An 18,250-nucleotide genomic window follows, 5' to 3' on the forward strand; every position below is an offset into this window, starting at 1 on the left:
CATTCTCAAGCCGCATACGCCCACTCATGCTCGTCAGGCTCTGCGGCAGGCGCCACGTCGTGAGAATGCTGATGCTGTTGCCAGGCACGCTCGTGAAAATAAAACACCACGGTGTTGCAGGCCGGTTCAACCAGCGCCATCAGCCCACCCACCAGCAGGCTGCCTGTGAAAAGATAGGCAATGGTGAACGCTACGCTAAAATGCAGCATGGCAAAAGACATGGTTTTAATCATGGTGTGCTCCTTATTAACGATGTAGCCATGATATAAAAGCCAAAAGTCAAAATCCAATTCATTGTTTTTAACTGATTGATAAGTAAAATTTATTATGAATAATCCTCTCCCTCCAGTCATTGCCATTGACGGCCCTTCTGCTTCTGGCAAGGGTAGCGTCGCTGAACGCGTGGCAACTCATTTTGGATTTCATTACCTGGACTCGGGTGCGATTTATCGTCTATTGGCTTATGCCGCTGCTCAACAAGCCGTGGACTGGTCAAATGCTGATGCGCTGGCTGATATCGCGACACAGATGCAGATCAAGTTTGAGCATGGCCAAGCTTATTTAAACGGCGAGCAAGTCAGCCACCATATTCGTACTGAACAGATGGGCAAAGGGGCCTCTGAAGTCGCTGTACACCCTGCCGTACGCACCGCGCTGTTGCAAACGCAACGCAATTTCAGGCAAGCCCCTGGGTTGGTTGGCGATGGCCGAGATATTGGCTCTGTCATTTTCCCGGATGCCGGATTGAAAATATTTTTGACAGCCGCGGTCGAAACGCGCGCAAAACGTCGCTACGATCAGTTAATTCAACGCGGCGATCACGCAGATTACGCTTTGATTCTAGCTGATTTGCAGCAGCGAGATTTACGCGATAGCCAGCGCGCAGTCGCGCCACTCAAGCAATTGCCAGATGCGGTTTTGCTAGACACCACCGACATCAACATTGAGCAAGCGGTGAATATCATTATCGAAGCATTTAAAAAAGCGGCGCAAACTAAATAAAAACACACATAAGTCATTGAACCCAATAATTTTTTTGTGTATAGTCTTGGATTCGGGTTGCTCAAGTCATGCTTGGGCAATATTTTTTAAACCTTTTCCATTGTTGGCGCTTTTGCCTTGCAATGGCTCGCTGCAAGATGCCTGTCTTCATGCGAGTAAAAATTGGACAATTTTTTAATGGCTTCTATTTCTAATACATCCTCTTCCATGGAATCTTTTGCAGCCCTCTTCGAAGAAAGCCTGGCCCGCCAGGAAATGCGCGCTGGTGAAGTAATCACAGCCGAAGTAGTTTCTGTAGACAATGATTTCGTTATCGTGAACGCCGGCTTGAAATCCGAGAGCGTAATTAACGCCAGTGAATTCAAAAACGCACAAGGCGAACTGGAAGTTGCCGTTGGCGACTTCGTTAAAGTAGCGATCGAAAAACTGGAAGATGGTTTTGGTTCTACACAACTTTCTCGCGAAAAAGCGAAGAAAATGCAAGCATGGCTGGATCTGGAAGAAGCCATGAACGAAGGCCGTGTAGTTAAAGGTTTTGTCAGCAGCCGTGTTAAAGGCGGTCTGCGCGTTTCTGTCAGCGGCATCATGGCTTTCTTGCCAGGCTCACTGGTAGACATTCGTCCAGTTAAAGACACCACTCCTTACGAAAACAAAGAGTGGGACTTCAAAGTCATCAAGCTGGATCGCAAGCGTAACAATATCGTGGTTTCCCGCCGTGCTGTGATGGAAGACACCTTGGGTGCCGACCGTGAAGCATTGCTGGGCAGCCTGACAGAAGGTGCAGTGATCAAAGGGATCGTTAAAAACATCACTGACTACGGCGCGTTCGTGGATCTGGGTGGTATCGATGGCCTGTTGCACATCACTGATTTGGCATGGCGCCGTGTGAAGCACCCATCTGAAGTGCTGACCGTTGGTGAAGAAGTTGAAGCCAAGATCCTGAAATTCGATCAAGAGAAAAACCGTGTTTCTCTGGGCATCAAACAATTGGGCGACGACCCATGGGTGGCATTGAGCCGCCGTTACCCAGTCGGTACACGCCTGTTCGGTAAAGTATCTAACCTGACTGACTACGGTGCGTTCGTTGAAGTAGAACCAGGCATTGAAGGTTTGGTACACGTGTCTGAAATGGACTGGACCAACAAGAACATCCACCCAGGCAAAATCGCTCAACTGGGCGACGAAGTTGAAGTGATGATTCTGGAAATCGACGAAGACCGTCGTCGTCTGTCACTGGGCATGAAACAGTGCAAACCAAACCCATGGGATGATTTCGCTGCAACCCACGCTAAAGGCGACAAAGTTTCAGGCCAGATCAAGTCTATCACTGACTTTGGTGTGTTCATTGGCTTGCCAGGCGGTATTGATGGCTTGGTACACTTGTCTGACCTGTCCTGGACTCAGTCTGGCGAAGAAGCGATCCGCAACTTCAAAAAAGGTGATGAGCTGCAAGCGGTTATCTTGGGCATTGACGTTGAGAAAGAGCGTATCTCTCTGGGCGTTAAACAGTTGACTGAAGATCCAAGCGGCAACAGCGCACCAATTGGCGAAGACAAAGGTGGCAAACCAAAAGCCAAAAAAGCAAAAGCAGATGATGTCATGATTGATGAAGCTTCTGCCGGGACAACTAACTTGGGTGCTTTGCTGAAAGCCAAACTGGATAGCAAAAAATAAGAAGGCTTTAGATCATGACAAGATCTGAACTAATAGACCTGCTTGCCCAGCGCTTTCCGCAACTTGTGCTGAAAGACGCAGAGTTATCCGTCAAGACCATCCTTGATGCAATGACGGAAAACCTGGCAACAGGTGAGCGTATCGAAATACGCGGTTTTGGCAGCTTTAGCTTGAACTACCGCCCGCCTCGTTTGGGACGTAACCCGAAAACTGGTACCAAAGTACAGGTGCCAGCGAAATACGTGCCGCACTTTAAGGCTGGTAAAGAGTTGCGTGACCGCGTAGACGCGATCGAATCTTAATTTTTGTGATTCAGCAGTAAAAAACGGTATCTTCGGATACCGTTTTTTTTGGCTGCTCAGACCGCTATTGATGGCGCATTGAGGAGCGCTTGGGTAAAATGTCATGTGATCAAACAAGAGAGCTTTTATGCTGGTTGAATTCGAGTATTGGTGGTTATTGATTCTGCCTCTGTTTTTTACATTGGGCTGGATTGCAGCCCGCGTGGATATCAAGCAACTGATTGCTGAATCCACCTCATTGCCAGCCACCTATTTTAAAGGTCTGAATCTGCTCATTGCTGACCAGTACCACAAAGCGGTGGATGCGTTCAGTGAGGCGCTTTACATGAACAAAGACTCCCTGGAACTGCATTTTGTATTGGGGAGCCTGTTTCGCCGCACAGGTGAGACAGACCGCGCGATTCACTTGCACTTAAATCTCCTAGAAAACTACGAACTCACCGAGCAGCAATCGACATCAATCAAAGTTGAATTGGCGCAGGATTACTTCAAGGCAGGCCTATATGATCGTGCCGAAGAAATTTTTCAAACACTGCGCCATACTCGCTATGAACAAGCGGCCTTACGTCACCTGCTTGAGATTTATGTCAAGGAACGCGAATGGTCACTCGCCATTGGCATTGCCACCGAATTAGAGCGTTCGTCAGGCGTCTCTTATCGCAAAGAGGTCGCTCAGTATTATTGTGAATTGGCTGCCAATGCCATGATCAAGCAGGATTGGTCCTCTGCAAAAGTCCAACTCGAACAAGCGCTGGACGCCAATAAGAACTGTGTACGCGCAAATGTCTTATTGGGCGATATCGCTGCACATCAAGGCCACCATTCTGATGCGATTGCACTTTGGAAACGCATAGAAATGCAGCATCCAGAACATCTGGGCCTGGTCGCGCAAAAAATGCTTAAAAGCTATGCTGCGCTGTATGGTGAAGAGGAAAGCGAAGGCGACCTCAAACTGTCCAGAGGCTTAAAGGAAGGCCTGAGCCAACTCCATTACTATCTGGAGTTGTATCAACTCAGTAGCATTATGTCGGTGTTGTATGAGGCCACCCTGCAGGCTGAAGGTGCGGATAAAGCGGCAAAACTTGCCCGTAACGAGTTGATCCGCAAACCCAGCCTCAAATCGCTGGATCAATTGCTCCAAGCGCGCGCCATGCTCCAGGATGAACAACATGATTTACAGTTGATGCAGCAAACCGTTCGCAATGCCATTGGTGACCGTGCCGCCTATTATTGCGACCAATGTGGTTTCCGGGCCAAACAATATCATTGGCAATGCCCAGCCTGTAATGCCTGGGAGTCGCTGCCGCCCGAACCCACTGAAGCGACCATTCGAGATATCAAGTTACTTAAACGAAAATAAAACCGTTTGGCGCCCTTCCCCAACCCGTTTCATTCCTAAGACAATTCCTTTATGACCGACAGTAAAATTGTTGTTGCCCTGGATTATGCAGATGCCAAATCGGCAATCGCGCTAGTAGATCGGCTTGACCCAAGCCTGTGTAAACTCAAGGTGGGTAAGGAACTGTTTACCGCCGCCGGGCCTCAGCTTGTCGAACAACTGGTTGCGCGGCAATACGATGTGTTCCTCGATCTCAAATTTCACGATATCCCGAATACTGTGGCAAAAGCCTGTCAGGCCGCCGCAAATTTAGGCGTATGGATGGTCAATGTTCACGCCAGTGGTGGGCAACCCATGATGCAGGCTGCACGTGAAGGCTTGGATAAAGCCTTTGGTGATCAAGCGCCGCTGCTAATCGCTGTCACGGTATTAACCAGTATGGATGCGCCAACGTTGCATAGTTTGGGGATCCAGCGCGCCCTGCCTGAACAGGTACTCGCATTGGCCACACTGACACAACAATCTGGCTTAGATGGTGTAGTTTGTTCAGCACAAGAGGCCAGCATGCTCAGAAAAGCATTGGGGCCTGACTTTTGTCTGGTCACCCCGGGTATTCGCCCCAAGGACTCTGCAAAGGACGATCAAACCAGAATTGTGACGCCTGCAGATGCCATCGCATTAGGCGCCAGCTACTTGGTGATAGGCAGGCCAATTACACAAGCAGATGACCCGATTGTTGCATTAAATACAATTATTAAAAATATTTAACATTTTTAAATTAATTTAAGGGCGTTAGCCGTCCGATCATGAACGGGCTCAGTAGAATTAAAAACAGGCGCAATGCCTGTTTTTTTATACTTAACGATTCTGGAGGTCATATGATGAAAACGCTTATGGGTTACCTGATGTATTTCCTTTTATTGCCAGCCGCTTATGCGGTGGTTGATATCAATACGGCCAGCCAGGCTGAACTTGAAAGCCTGAATGGTATCGGTCCAGCCAAGGCGCAAGCCATCATTGAATATCGAAAAAAGAGTGGTGGCTTTAAGTCAGTAGAAGAGCTAGATCAAGTGCCAGGCATAGGCCAGGCAACCTTGGCAAACCTGAAGAAAGATGTGAGCGTCGGCGCCAAGAAAGCAACTGCGGCTGAGGCTAATAAAACCGAAAAAGTAGCAGAGAAAAAGAAATAACGGTCTACATTAAACAAAAAGCACCCTATTGGGTGCTTTTTTTATTTGGCGGAGAGAGAGGGATTCGAACCCTCGATAGAGTTGCCCCTATGCCACCTTTCCAGGGTGGTGACTTAAACCGCTCATCCATCTCTCCGAAAGAAGGCGGGATTATACCCATAAAAGTTAAAGACGCCAAATCATTTTATGGTGCAATCACTGGCGACTTTCACACTGCATATGGCCTGTTTTAGGGCTAGCAAGATGTCAGGTCTGCTATCTTATAAAACAGTATAAAGTTGGCTAAAAAGCTTGCTTTTGTTATTTTTAAGGTTTAATGTTTAGCACACAAACACACGGCTAAGCCTTATAAAATAAGGTGTTAACGTATGTTTATCGCGATATCTAGTTGCGATTTGATGTAGGCGGTTTGGAGAGCAGTTCTGCTACGATATTAATAGAAAAAACACAGGAGTTACTATGAGTTTGGATCTTCTCAAGGCGATGGGCGTTAAAGTGCCCTATAAAGCCAAGTATGATAACTTTATCGGTGGAAAATGGGTTACACCGGTCAAAGGTGAATATTTTGATGTCATCTCGCCTATTACTGGCAAGCCCTACACTCAAGCTGCACGTTCTAGCGCCGAGGATGTTGAATTGGCATTGGATGCAGCGCATGCAGCAGCCGATAAATGGGGCAAGACTTCTGTCGTTGATCGCTCCAACTTGTTGCTGAAAATTGCTGATCGCATCGAGCAAAACCTTGAGTTGATCGCGACTGCCGAAACCGTCGATAACGGTAAGCCTATCCGCGAAACCATGAATGCCGATATTCCATTGGCAGCAGACCATTTCCGCTATTTTGCCGGGGCATTGCGTGCGCAAGAAGGCAGCATTAGTGAACTGGATGAACATACCGTTGCCTACCACTTTCACGAGCCACTAGGCGTGGTCGGCCAGATTATTCCGTGGAACTTCCCTATTCTGATGGCCGCCTGGAAACTGGCGCCAGCTGTGGCCGCGGGTAACGTGGTGGTGATGAAGCCTGCAGAGTTCACACCGATTAGCCTGCTGATCCTGATGGAAGTGATTGCTGATTTGATTCCACCTGGCGTCATCAACATCGTCAACGGCTTTGGCCGTGAAGTAGGTGCCCCACTCTCTACCAGCAAGCGTATCGCGAAAATCGCCTTTACTGGTTCGACAGCCACCGGCCGTTATATTGCCCAGGCTGCAGCCAGCAACCTGATTCCAGCAACCCTCGAACTGGGTGGAAAATCGCCTAACATCTTCTTTGAAGATATCATGTCTGCCGATGATGATTTCCTGGATAAAGCCGTAGAAGGCTTGGTGCTGTTTGCATTTAACCAGGGTGAAGTCTGTACCTGCCCTTCCCGTGCGTTAATCCAGGAATCCATTTACGACAAGTTTATGGAGCGTGTATTGCCACGTGTTGCCGCCATCAAACAAGGTAACCCACTTGACCCCAACACCATGATTGGTGCGCAGGCATCCCAAGACCAAGTAAACAAAATCCTCTCCTACATGGATATTGGTCGTCAGGAAGGTGCGCAGTTATTGTGCGGAGGTGAGCGTAATGTACTCAGCGGTGATCTGGCTGAAGGCTATTACATCAAGCCGACCTTGTTCAAAGGTCATAATAAAATGCGCATCTTCCAGGAAGAAATTTTTGGACCTGTGCTGGCAGTGACCACCTTTAAAGATGAAGCTGAAGCACTGAGCATTGCCAACGACACCATTTTCGGCCTGGGTTCAGGCGTCTGGTCGCGTGACGGCAGCCGCGCTTACCGTATGGGCCGTGGCATCAAGGCTGGCCGCGTTTGGACTAACTGCTACCACGCTTATCCTGCGCATGCCGCATTCGGTGGCTACAAAGAGTCCGGCATTGGCCGTGAAACGCATAAAATGATGCTGGACCACTACCAGCAAACCAAAAACCTGCTGGTCAGCTACAGCCCGAAAAAACTGGGATTCTTCTAAATCTTGGCGGGAATGCTAAAACAGACATTTGTTTGATCTAAAGGAGCGAATTTTTCGCTCCTTTTTTTATCTATCTATCACACTATAAACAGGGGAAGAGCATGACTGAACGTGTTTCTGCAACGCCAGCGGCCATCGCGCTCATTGAGCAATTAACCGCCCAGCATGGCCCAATTGTATTTTTTCAATCAGGCGGATGTTGTGAAGGCAGTGGCCCGATGTGCCTACCAGCCGCCGAATACATCGCCAGTCCGATGGATGTCAAACTGGGAACCTTGCCCGGTGGTGCTATTTTTTACATGAGTGACAGTCATTTCAGTTTTATGCACAGTACGCACACCATCCTCGATGCGATGCCGGGCTCGAGTGGCTCATTTTCACTCGATTGTGGCAGTGGCATGGCCTTTATCACGCGAGGCCGCTTATATTCGGATGAGGAACTCGCTGCGCTAAAACCCGAAGAGCGCGTCGGGCTTTAATAAGTAGAAGTCTGCCTGATCAATAAAAAAGGCATCCTAAGATGCCTTTGCTAGGACGACACTGGATAAACGCTGAGAATTAAAAGCCCAGGCTTTCCAGCAGATCATCCACCTGTTCCTGATTGGCGACCACATCCACTGTGTTATGTGGATCAATTTGTGGACCATTCATCAAGGAGTCTTCGTCTTTTTTGGCCGCAGGAGAAAAATCTACCAACACTTGCACCAATTGTCTCTCCAGGTCTTGTGCCAGTGAGGTCACTTTTTTGATCACCTGGCCGGTTAGATCCTGAAAGTCCTGCGCCATCATGATATCCATCAGTAACGATTTGGTAGTCGATGTGTGTTGACTGACCAGTGACATATATTCCAGTGTTTCATGGACAACAGCATCGTATTCCGATTTGAGCGAAGCACGCTGCATGACCTCTTCCCAGCGTTGCTTCAACACTGCAGCCCGATCAGATAACTCTGACTGTAAAGGCGTGGCCAGATCAGTGGCGTTCAGCACACGCTCAGCCGCCTGTTCAGTCATTTTTGCCACATAACTTAACCGGTCTCTGGCATCAGGAATTTCCTGCGCGACTTGTTCCAGCACCTTGTCATAGCCCAGTGCACTCAGATTATCGTGCAAGGAGCGGGTCATGTGTCCAATCCGGCTGATCATTTCCTCTTGCTGATTGGGACTCATCGTGGAAATCAGGTTAGAGGCAAGATCCATCGCCGCATGATCCTGATTCGGATTGATCGCTTCGGTCATGGTTACACCTCGCCTTTTTCCAATTTTTCAAAGATTTTGGATAACTTCTCTTCAAGTGTGGCCGCAGTGAAAGGCTTCACCACATAGCCACTCGCTTTGGCCTGGGCCGCAGCAATAATGTTTTCTTTTTTTGCCTCGGCAGTGACCATCAATACAGGCAATTTGGATAATTTGCTGTCTGCACGGATATTCTGCAACATGGTCAAACCGTCCATGTTGGGCATATTCCAGTCGGAAACCACGAATTCAAAGTCACCATTGCGCAACTTGTTGAGGGCATCTGCACCATCTTCTGCTTCTTCAACATTGTTATAACCAAGTTCTTTGAGCAGGTTGCGCACAATTCTACGCATCGTAGAAAAATCATCCACTACCAGAAATTTAGTATTTGGGTTGCCCATTTGTTACTCCGCTATCATTTAATTACTAATCCCGTAGCCTGTATTATGGAACGAACCATGGTCAATGCTAATCAGGATAAAGCTGGGATTTACCGGTTTATTCCTCACAGTACTATACGCGAATGGCGCGTTCACTGTTAGTTGCAAGATGTTGTAACACCAGACGCGGCAAGTCTTTTAAATGCCCGACTTCGTGAACACCACCATGCGCAACCGCTTCGCGTGGCATACCATACACCACACAGCTTTCTTCGTTTTGGGCAAAATTGAAAGAGCCGGCATTCTTCATGCGCAACATGCCCGCGGCGCCATCTTTGCCCATGCCCGTTAAAATGATCCCGACGGCGTTTTTACCGGCGTTTGTAGCCGCTGAATCAAACAATACATCGACTGATGGCTTATGTCTATTCACCGGCTCGGCGTCAGATAAACGGGTGACATAGTTGGCGCCACTTCTGGCGAGCAGTAAATGCTGATCCCCAGGCGCGATATAGGCATGGCCAGGCAATACGCGCTCACCATCTTCGGCTTCCTTGACGGCAATTTTGCACAGACTATCCAGACGACTAGCAAAGGACTTGGTGAAGCCTGCAGGCATATGTTGGGTAATTAAAATGCCGGGGCAATCAGAAGGCATCTGCATTAAAAAGGACTTGATCGCTTCGGTGCCGCCAGTAGAGGCGCCAATAATCAGCAGTTTTTCACTACTGATGAGCGGATTGCGGATGGGACTTTGTTGCATCTGCGTATTAGACGCTTTGGCAATACTTTGCAAGGTGCTGATTTTTGCCCTGGCAGCAACACGGATCTTGTCAGTAATCTCGGCGGCATACTGCTGCATGCCCTGGGTAATGCCCATTTTGGGTTTGGTAACAAAGTCGGTGGCACCCAGTTCCAGTGCACGCAAAGTGATTTCAGAGCCTTTTTCTGTCAGCGTGGATACCATAAGCACGGGCATCGGACGCAAACGCATCAGTTTTTCTAAAAAATCCAGACCGTCCATGCGTGGCATTTCTACATCCAGCGTGAGTACATCCGGATTCAACTGCTTGATCATCTCGCGCGCGACCAGCGGATCCGGTGCGGTTCCAACCACTTCCAGATCCTTGGTGTCGTTAATGATTTCGCTCAACAAACTGCGTATCAATGCCGAGTCGTCAATCACCAGCACTTTTGTTTTCATGGCATAACCCCTTGTTTTAATTATTATTAGAACAAATCGATATCTCCACCCACATCGTTGGTTTGCAGCTTGCTGGAGTAAGCTTGCTCGCGCTTGACCAAGGTGTAGTTGTTCAATTGTTTCAGCTTTTTAACCAGTACTTTACCGGTTTTGGGAAAGAAATAAACCTTGCGGGGATAAATATCCAGCAAATCTTCGCCGGTGACTTTAATCCCTTCTTCTTTCAGATATTTTTTGACAAACGCAGCATTACGATCACCCACGTTATTGGTGGTAAAGCTGCGCAAGACGTTGCCGCCCCCAAAAATTTTAGCTTCGAGGTTTTCGCGCTTGGCGCCGTTACGCAACAGCTGGTTGATCAAGACTTCCATGGCATAAGTGCCATAGCGCATGGACTCAGAGATCGGGCTGTCCTTGTCTGCACTGCCCCCCTCTGGCAACATGAAATGGTTCATGCCACCAATGCCGGTACGGCTGTCACGGATACAGGCAGAAACACAGGACCCAAGCACGGTGACAATCAACATGTCCTTGTCTGTGTAGTAATACTCCCCTGGTGAAATTTTGGCAGCATTGCAATTAAATGTTCTGTCAAAATACAGGGTGTTAGAAATTTCTTCTTGCATGACACTCATAGCGATTTCCGATGCGTAAAGAGGCTGGAACGTGCCGCGCCACTGGTTTTTAATTTATAGACGGTTTTTCCCAACAGTTGCAGGTGGTCGGACACATACAAAAAGTTTTCTGAATGGCCCGCCAATAACAAACTGTCTTCATGCATGAGGTTGACAAATTTTTCAATGATTTTGCCTTGTGTCGGCTTGTCAAAATAGATCATGACATTGCGGCAGAAAATCACATCAAAGCCATCATGAAATGGCCATTGTGCATCCAGTAAATTCAATTGGTGAAAATGAATCAGGTCACGGGCGGCTTTTTTGACACGGACCAGGCCGTCATGCTTGCCTGTGCCACGTTCAAAAAATTTGCGTACACGACCGTCATCCATTTTCTTGACCCGGTCTAGCGGGTACACGCCTGCACTCGCCGTCGCCAGCACATTGGTATCAATGTCTGTGGCAACAATTTCTACAGGCGGTTTCAAGCTATTAAACGCTTCGCAAGCGGTGATCGCAATCGAATAAGGCTCTTCGCCTGTCGATGCCGCAGAACACCAGATACGTAGCGGTTTTCCTCGCCGGTTGGCTGACAGCTTCACCAGATGTTCGGCCAAAATCGGAAAATGATGTTCTTCCCGAAAAAACGAGGTCAAATTAGTGGTTAGCGCATTGGTAAATGCCTGCCACTCATCCGCATTGTTCTGCTGCTCGAGCGTGTCCAGATAGTGTTTGAAACTATTCATGTCCAGCGCGCGCAAACGCCTACCGATTCGGCTGTAGACCATATCGGTCTTTGCATCGGATAATGAAATGCCTGCATGGCGATAAATCAGACTTTTAATTCTGACGAAATCATCGCGCGTAAACAAAAACTCGCGATCTTCTTGCTCTTGTTTTTTTAATGCACTCACTTCGTTATCCTATGCAAATCCGCGGGCATACACTGCCAGAATTAAGCGCGTGTCGTGTTGATACGCTCTCTCATTTGTGAAATGGCCAAATCAACTTGCTGATTATCTTTAACTTGGGTTTCATAGCTGCTTTTTGCATGCTTGCTGCGCTCTTGCATTTGAGAAATTGCTAAGGCAGCAGCTTTGTCTTCAGCACGACGGTTTTGTGCTTCCGGGGTTTGTGCAGCAAATGGATGCAACGCTTCCTTGTACTGCTTCACAACGTCAGCAGCTTTAGGCTCACGCGCAACGGCGGCTTTAATCGCCATTTTTGTTGCACGGTAGTTCCAGTCCTGGATACGGTCATCCATGTCAGCTTTGCTGTCGATGAATACACCAACACAGATAAATACATCATCTGCCTCTTCCAGCGGGATCGTGCCGTCAGCGACGCAATCCATTACAGCCATCGCTACACCACGTTGTGCCGGGCCAAACATTTGTGTTGCCTGACGTCCATCTTTAATGGTCACCTTGTTAAACATTACGGTGTTTGGTTTTACCATCATGTTTGGCGCTGCAATCGCCAACAAACCGTTTACGCCTTGTTTTTGGTCGGTGAGCGTACGACAAAATGCGTCTTCTGCAGCGCTACCGCGTGGACCCATAATCAAGTCAATGTGGGCCACATTTTTCAAATCCAAACCACCTTCTGGACGCTCTTCGATGACTAAACCTTCGCCAATCAATACTCGATCAATCACTGCCATTTTTAACTCCTGATATAAAAAGTACTACTTTATTAAAGGGCGTTCGCTACCCTGCCCTAACCGTTGCTGACCTGACGATAATCATCGTCCCAGTCTGCATTTCCTGCGCGATGGCTGGACGCTTTTGCCTGTCCATCCACAATAAATACCCCTACTGCGCTAGCCAACTCATTGGCGTGATCCATCAGGGACTCTGCAGCCGCAGCAGCCTCTTCAACCAAAGCTGTGTTTTGCTGCGTCACATCATCCATGCGGATCACCGCATCGTTGACCATGGCGATGCCGGCACTTTGCTCATTCGATGCCGATGCAATTTCACCAATAATCACACTGACCCGTTTCACGGAATCCACGATTTCATGCATTGTGTTTCCAGCTTCCTGCACCTGACGGCTACCTTCTGCTGTTTTGTTCACGGAGTCAGTAATCAATTCTTTAATTTCACGTGCAGCCACGGATGAGCGTTGCGCCAGGCTACCCACTTCGGCCGCCACCACTGCAAAACCCCGACCTTGCTCACCGGCCCGGGCCGCTTCTACCGCTGCATTTAGCGCCAGAATGTTGGTCTGGAAGGCAATGCCATCAATCACGGAAATAATGTCTTCAATCTTGCGGGCACTCTCATTGATATCACTCATGGTGGCCACCACCGCACCGACGACCTCGCCACCTTTGACGGCAACTTGTGAGGCCTGTGCAGCTAAATTATTCGCCTGCTTGGCGTTTTCGGCATTCTGCTTCACTGTCGATGCGAGCTCGTCCATGCTGGAAGCTGTTTTTTCCAGGTTGGCCGCTTGGTCCTCAGTACGGCGACTCAAGTCGGCATTACCCTGGGCAATTTCCTTGGCAGCAATATTGATAGATTCCGCTGCGGTCTTCACCGTCAACACTGGCTCTACAATCATGTCCAGCGTATTGTTCATGCCTTGCACAATCTTGCGATAATCGCCTGGGTGTCTGTCTGCATTGGCGCGGACGGTCACACGCCCCTCTTTTGCCGCTTCAGCAAGCATTTGGGCGTCGGCATTCAAGGCTTTCAGGTTGCTGCGCACTTGCTCTATGGTTTGATTGATTTTTGCCTTGAGGCCTGGAAACTGCTCCAGCGGTGCATCAAAATTACCATCACCAAACGCTTGTACGCAGGCCATGGCTTTTTGATTCAACTCGATATGTCCAGCCACGATATTGTTGATACTTTCAGCCAATAATGAGAACTGGCCTTTGAACATGTCTGCACGCAGGGTCATATCAATATTGCCTTTTTCGTGCTCGGCATTGACCCAGTTTACAGAGTCTACAATCCCTTTCAGGTTGCCGCGGATACGATCTACGCTCTTGTTCATGGCGGCTTTCTTGCCTGGCATGGCTTCCAGTTGCGCCGTCAGGTCACCCCGGCCAATACTGTCCATGACTGCAATAAAGCGCTCGGTTTCGGTCACATAGCCATGAATCATGCGATTCACAACGTCAGCCACCACTTTAAAATCACCCTGTAATTGACCGCTATTCAAACGCGCATCCGTTTCACCTTCGGCATGGTTTTTAGCCATTGCTGTCAGATCCTGAATCAATGCCTGTACGTTAGATTTGAGGCCATCGAAGCCTTGATTGAAGGCATGCAAATGTTCTGGCAAGCGTTCAAGCTGCGTATTCAGCTCACCACGACCCAGCGCCTCAACGGCGCGGCCGGCTTTTTCCATACTGGCCACATGCATGTTTAACAGATGGTTCACGCTTGCGGCAGACTGGCTCAGCTCCCCTGCAAACGCAGTCACATCCAGTTGCGCGTTAAGGTTGCCTTTGGCATGCTCGGCTTCTATCAGCGCCAATTGCTGTTTGAAGTTTGCAAAACCGGCTTTTGACTGATTGATTGCATCTGCCACCGAGGCTGTGGCTGCGCTTGTCTGCACAGCAAAGTCACCCTGCGCCAGAGATTGTGCGGCTTGCAGTGTTTGCAAGGGCTCGCCACCTACCACGTGCTTCACTGAAGCGGTCAGACCGCATGCCATGAATATGGCCAACAGCGTTAATCCCGCATGAAGCATGAAACCCATACCTGAACCGGTATTTAAAACCAGTGGTGCCAACAGACTGCATACCAGCACGCCCAGTATCATCGTCAGTTGTAATGAAAGCTTAGTACGAGAAAGTCTTCCCGCAAGCGCACCCCATTGATCAGCGAACATGCGTTTCACTCCTTTTTTCCAGATCCAGATAATTTATTATTTGGTCTATTTATCGACCTATGTCAGCGATTATTCAGCATGCAAGCCACTTTTGAATTGCATGTAAAAAGGGGAAATTTGGTTCTTTTGCGGTAATTGCCCCCCTAAAGAAATTCTTATCGTCGTAATTACTTACCTGGCAGGGTGGTTTTGATCATGGGGATTATTCGAGCCATTTAGCCTTTGCAGCAGCAAACAGGGGGATTTAAGCCCTATGTGCTGCTACAGAAAGCAATTTGGCGCTTAAAAACTTTCCCAGCTATGATCGTGCGTGCCCGTTTTGAGCAACTTGCCCGGATCACCAGCGCCACGGCTTGGGCTGACTTTATGTTTATGCATGGCAGTCAGGTTGACTGCATGTTTTTTCTCAGACACGCGGTGCGTGTTTGCGTGCGCACTGGAAAACCCGCCAGCGGCCACGCCCTCCAGTTTAAACTGACTAATGGCATCGGCTAATTGATTGGCCTGATCGACCAGCGATTCTGCCGCAGCAGCAGCCTCTTCAACCAGTGCAGCGTTCTGCTGGGTGGTTTCATCCATGCTGGTCACTGCCTGGTTGACCTGGTCAATGCCCGTTGACTGCTCGGTAGATGCGGCTGAAATCTCACTGATGATATCGGCCACACGCTGGACTGAGGAAACCACTTCTTCCATGGTGTTACCAGCATTCTCAACCAGTTTGGTGCCTTCGGTGGTCTTGTTCACAGAGTCAGTGATCAATTCCTTGATCTCTTTTGCTGCACTGGCTGAGCGTTGCGCCAGATTACGTACTTCACCCGCGACCACCGCAAAGCCTCTGCCCTGCTCACCTGCACGCGCTGCTTCTACCGCTGCGTTCAAGGCCAGGATGTTGGTCTGGAAGGCAATGCCGTCGATCACCGAAATAATGTCTTCGATCTTCTTGGCACTTTCGTTGATCGCACTCATGGTGGCAACCACTTCGTTCACCACCTGGCCACCTTTGACGGCAACGCCTGAGGCGGTCAGCGCCAGCTGGTTGGCCTGTTTGGCGTTATCAGCGTTCTGTTTCACGGTCGAAGCCAGTTGTTCCATGCTGGCGGCAGTCTCTTCCAGGCTGGAGGCTTGCTGCTCGGTACGCGCAGACAGGTCTGAGTTACCGCTGGAGATTTCATTGGCGGCCGTGGTGATGGTTTCCACTGCTTCGGTCACTGCAATGATCGGTTCTACGATCATGTCCAGCGTGTTGTTCACGCCTGCAATGATCTTGCGGAAGTCGCCATTGTGTTTGTCGACATCAGCACGCACGGTGATGCGTCCTTCTTTTGCGGCTTCGGCCAGTTGATTGGCGTCGTTGACGAGCAGGTTGACCGCTTCAATACAAGTATTGAGGTTGTTCTTGAGCTCGTTGAAGTCGCCATTGTAATGGTCGGTAATGCGCTCAGGGATGTCGCCTTTGGAAATGCGGTCTACGTAATTCGCAGCCACATTCAATGGTCCAATCACGGAATCCAGGGTGTTGTTGACGCCTTCAACAATCTTGCGGAAGTCGCCATTGTGTTTGCTGGCATCGGCACGGGTGGTGAGTCTGCCATCGACCGCGGCTTGTGACAGCATGTCGGCATCGCTAATCAGCGCATTGACGGCGTCTATACACTGGTTGAGATTGTCTTTAATCGTGTTGAAGTCACCATTGTAGTGGTCGGTAATCTTGGCCGGGATATTGCCCTTGGAGATATCGGACACATATTGGGCGGCCACGTTGAGAGGATCGATCACCGCATCCAGCGTCTCGTTCACGCCCTGGACAATCTTGCGGAAGTCACCTTGGTGCTTGCTGGCATCCGCACGGGTGGATAAACGGCCTTCTACCGCTGCGTGCACCAATTCTTCAGTGTCATACACCATACTATTAATGGTCTCTATACACTGGTTCAGGTTGTTTTTAATGGCGTTAAAATCGCCTTTATAGTCAGCCGTAATCTTTTCTGGAATTTCACCTTTGGCGATCTGTTCCACATAGCTCGCAGCCACACCCAAAGGCGTTACAACTGCATCCAGTGTCTCGTTTATCCCCTCAACCACTTTGCGGAAATCGCCTTGATGCGGCTGAATGTCTGCCCGTGTAGAGAGATTGCCTTGTACCGCAGATTGTGCCAGGCCATGGGTATCATGAATGAGTAACTTAATCGACTTGACCATGCTTTGCATGGCCGTCATTAACTGGCCGGTTTCATCCTGGCTATGCACCTCAATCACGACATCTGTTCTACCCAGTGATAAGTCCTGTGCAACCTGGGCGGCTTCACGTATGGGTTTTGCAATTTTTGCGGCTGAAAACCAGATGACCGCAATCCCGGTTGCCGTCACCATCAAGCCTAACAATAACTGCCATAAAGCGGCTTGATTCGCACCGCTAGACAATCGTTGATCAAGCGCTTGCGCTTCTGCCAGCACGACGGCGGTTGGTACTTTAATCAGGACAGACCAAGGTTTGCCGGTGCGGCCCAACATAATCGGGGCGAGCGCCATCATTTGACCGGCTTGCTCATCAATGGCTGCCATATCCCGACCAGACTGAATTTCTTGGAGATACTTTGCGCTGCTGTCGCCCACAATTTTGCCAAAGGGCTGGCCAATCAAGCCTGGATTACGGCTATCGGCCACGATAAGCCCCATATTACTGACGATAACCACTTCGCCCTTGCCGTCAAACAGATTCTTGCTGGCACCTTCAGCGGTTTTTTGCACAAAGTCCAGATTGTAGTCAGTCCCGGCGACCCCATAAAACTTGCCGTTCTTGATAATGGGCACCGACAGCGTGGTCAGCCATACAGATTTGCCCTGCACAATATAAGGAAATGGGTCCAATACACTTTCGGTATGGTTTGTTTTGGGGCCAAGATACCAGCCGCCTTTCATGACGCCATTGGGGTGCTTGTCCAGCGTGTCATACTCCACCAGTGGTTGCACCGCAATCCGTCCGCTTTCATCACGGTTCCAATAAGGCGTAAAACGGCCGGTGAGGCTATTGTTGCCATCTCTGCCGGTTTTAAAGGCGTCATCTTTACCATCAAGCGCATCCGGCTCCCAACAACTATAAGTGCCATTGAACTCTGGGTTTTGTTTCAGCACATTGAGCAAGATGGCATTAATCTGGTCACGCCCCAGTGCCACCGAACCCTCTTTACTCAACACAAAAGTATTTGCCATCGTCCGTGCCGCATCCAGTGCGACATCAAACTTGGCCTGGATTTTTCCTGCTTCAGAGCCAGCCAGATTCTTCAAGCTGTTTTTGGTGCCTTCGTTGACTAACAACGATACGTTTTCAGACACCAGTTGCTGATTGTTTTTAGCTGAGAGATAAGAGGATCCGACGAGAATGCTGCCGCTAACCAGAATGGACAGCCCTGCCATCAGGACGATTTTGCCCTGAATAGATTGAAAGCGCTGAGACAACTGCATATTGACTTCCTT

At 49.1% G+C, this 18,250-nt stretch carries 16 protein-coding genes, 1 tRNA gene and 1 pseudogene; 8 read left to right on the forward strand and 10 right to left on the reverse strand.

Annotated elements, in window-relative coordinates:
- Window positions 1-5 precede the first annotated feature (5 nt).
- Window positions 6-233 (reverse strand): DUF2061 domain-containing protein, encoded by a 228-nt coding sequence (locus tag Q9292_RS14055; protein ID WP_275355173.1) that lies wholly within the window; start codon window positions 231-233, stop codon window positions 6-8.
- 94 nt (window positions 234-327) lie between these two features.
- Here Q9292_RS14055 and cmk point away from each other — a divergent pair, with 94 nt between their 5' ends.
- The 6 genes from cmk to Q9292_RS14085 all read left to right on the forward strand — a co-directional run bounded on the left by cmk (window position 328) and on the right by Q9292_RS14085 (window position 5,507).
- Complete coding sequence (gene cmk, locus Q9292_RS14060) at window positions 328-1,002, forward strand: (d)CMP kinase (protein ID WP_313989193.1); 675 nt, start codon at window positions 328-330, stop codon at window positions 1,000-1,002.
- A gap of 177 nt (window positions 1,003-1,179) precedes the next feature.
- On the forward strand, window positions 1,180-2,676 hold the full coding sequence (gene rpsA, locus Q9292_RS14065; RefSeq protein ID WP_124551649.1) for a 30S ribosomal protein S1: 1,497 nt from the start codon (window positions 1,180-1,182) through the stop codon (window positions 2,674-2,676).
- A gap of 14 nt (window positions 2,677-2,690) precedes the next feature.
- Window positions 2,691-2,978, forward strand: a complete 288-nt coding sequence (locus Q9292_RS14070) for an integration host factor subunit beta (RefSeq protein ID WP_018985241.1) — start codon at window positions 2,691-2,693, stop codon at window positions 2,976-2,978.
- A 127-nt stretch (window positions 2,979-3,105) separates the two neighbouring features.
- Entirely contained in the window at window positions 3,106-4,338 is a 1,233-nt protein-coding gene (gene lapB, locus Q9292_RS14075; protein WP_194746693.1) for a lipopolysaccharide assembly protein LapB, read from the forward strand.
- Window positions 4,339-4,389: 51 nt separating this feature from the next.
- Window positions 4,390-5,085: an orotidine-5'-phosphate decarboxylase gene (gene pyrF / locus Q9292_RS14080; RefSeq protein ID WP_194746692.1), complete on the forward strand. Its 696-nt coding sequence runs from the start codon at window positions 4,390-4,392 to the stop codon at window positions 5,083-5,085.
- 110 nt (window positions 5,086-5,195) lie between these two features.
- On the forward strand, window positions 5,196-5,507 hold the full coding sequence (locus Q9292_RS14085; RefSeq protein ID WP_194746691.1) for a ComEA family DNA-binding protein: 312 nt from the start codon (window positions 5,196-5,198) through the stop codon (window positions 5,505-5,507).
- A 46-nt stretch (window positions 5,508-5,553) separates the two neighbouring features.
- Here the strand turns inward: Q9292_RS14085 and Q9292_RS14090 are convergent.
- A tRNA-Ser gene (locus tag Q9292_RS14090) sits at window positions 5,554-5,643 on the reverse strand.
- A gap of 323 nt (window positions 5,644-5,966) precedes the next feature.
- Here Q9292_RS14090 and Q9292_RS14095 point away from each other — a divergent pair.
- Together Q9292_RS14095 and Q9292_RS14100 are read left to right on the forward strand one after the other, a co-directional pair.
- Window positions 5,967-7,487: an aldehyde dehydrogenase family protein gene (locus tag Q9292_RS14095; protein ID WP_313989203.1), complete on the forward strand. Its 1,521-nt coding sequence runs from the start codon at window positions 5,967-5,969 to the stop codon at window positions 7,485-7,487.
- Window positions 7,488-7,588: 101 nt separating this feature from the next.
- Window positions 7,589-7,966, forward strand: a complete 378-nt coding sequence (locus tag Q9292_RS14100; RefSeq protein ID WP_194746686.1) for a DUF779 domain-containing protein — start codon at window positions 7,589-7,591, stop codon at window positions 7,964-7,966.
- Between the two features lie 79 nt (window positions 7,967-8,045).
- Here Q9292_RS14100 and cheZ read toward each other — a convergent pair whose 3' ends face one another.
- The 8 genes and pseudogenes from cheZ to Q9292_RS14140 all read right to left on the reverse strand — a co-directional run bounded on the left by cheZ (window position 8,046) and on the right by Q9292_RS14140 (window position 18,238).
- A complete protein-coding gene (gene cheZ / locus Q9292_RS14105) occupies window positions 8,046-8,726 on the reverse strand; it encodes a protein phosphatase CheZ (RefSeq protein WP_194746685.1) in 681 nt (226 codons plus the stop codon).
- Between the two features lie 2 nt (window positions 8,727-8,728).
- Window positions 8,729-9,127, reverse strand: coding sequence for a chemotaxis response regulator CheY (gene cheY, locus Q9292_RS14110; protein ID WP_194746684.1), 399 nt, complete (start codon window positions 9,125-9,127; stop codon window positions 8,729-8,731).
- A gap of 112 nt (window positions 9,128-9,239) precedes the next feature.
- Window positions 9,240-10,310, reverse strand: coding sequence for a chemotaxis response regulator protein-glutamate methylesterase (locus tag Q9292_RS14115; protein ID WP_275355195.1), 1,071 nt, complete (start codon window positions 10,308-10,310; stop codon window positions 9,240-9,242).
- A 26-nt stretch (window positions 10,311-10,336) separates the two neighbouring features.
- Window positions 10,337-10,945 carry a chemoreceptor glutamine deamidase CheD gene (gene cheD / locus Q9292_RS14120; RefSeq protein ID WP_124551641.1) on the reverse strand — a complete coding sequence of 203 codons (609 nt, stop codon included), beginning with the start codon at window positions 10,943-10,945 and terminating at the stop codon, window positions 10,337-10,339.
- Entirely contained in the window at window positions 10,942-11,841 is a 900-nt protein-coding gene (locus tag Q9292_RS14125) for a CheR family methyltransferase (protein WP_194746682.1), read from the reverse strand. The genes cheD and Q9292_RS14125 overlap by 4 nt, the downstream gene beginning before the upstream one ends.
- Window positions 11,842-11,882: 41 nt before the next feature.
- Window positions 11,883-12,590: a formaldehyde-activating enzyme gene (fae, locus tag Q9292_RS14130; protein ID WP_313989212.1), complete on the reverse strand. Its 708-nt coding sequence runs from the start codon at window positions 12,588-12,590 to the stop codon at window positions 11,883-11,885.
- A gap of 56 nt (window positions 12,591-12,646) precedes the next feature.
- Window positions 12,647-14,242 (reverse strand): annotated as a pseudogene (locus Q9292_RS14135) (methyl-accepting chemotaxis protein); the annotation flags it as partial.
- An 816-nt stretch (window positions 14,243-15,058) separates the two neighbouring features.
- On the reverse strand, window positions 15,059-18,238 hold the full coding sequence (locus tag Q9292_RS14140; RefSeq protein ID WP_313989219.1) for a methyl-accepting chemotaxis protein: 3,180 nt from the start codon (window positions 18,236-18,238) through the stop codon (window positions 15,059-15,061).
- Window positions 18,239-18,250 lie beyond the last annotated feature (12 nt).

Origin of the sequence: Methylophilus sp. VKM B-3414 (genome assembly GCF_032248435.1) — a bacterium.
Taxonomy (GTDB): domain Bacteria; phylum Pseudomonadota; class Gammaproteobacteria; order Burkholderiales; family Methylophilaceae; genus Methylophilus; species Methylophilus glucosoxydans.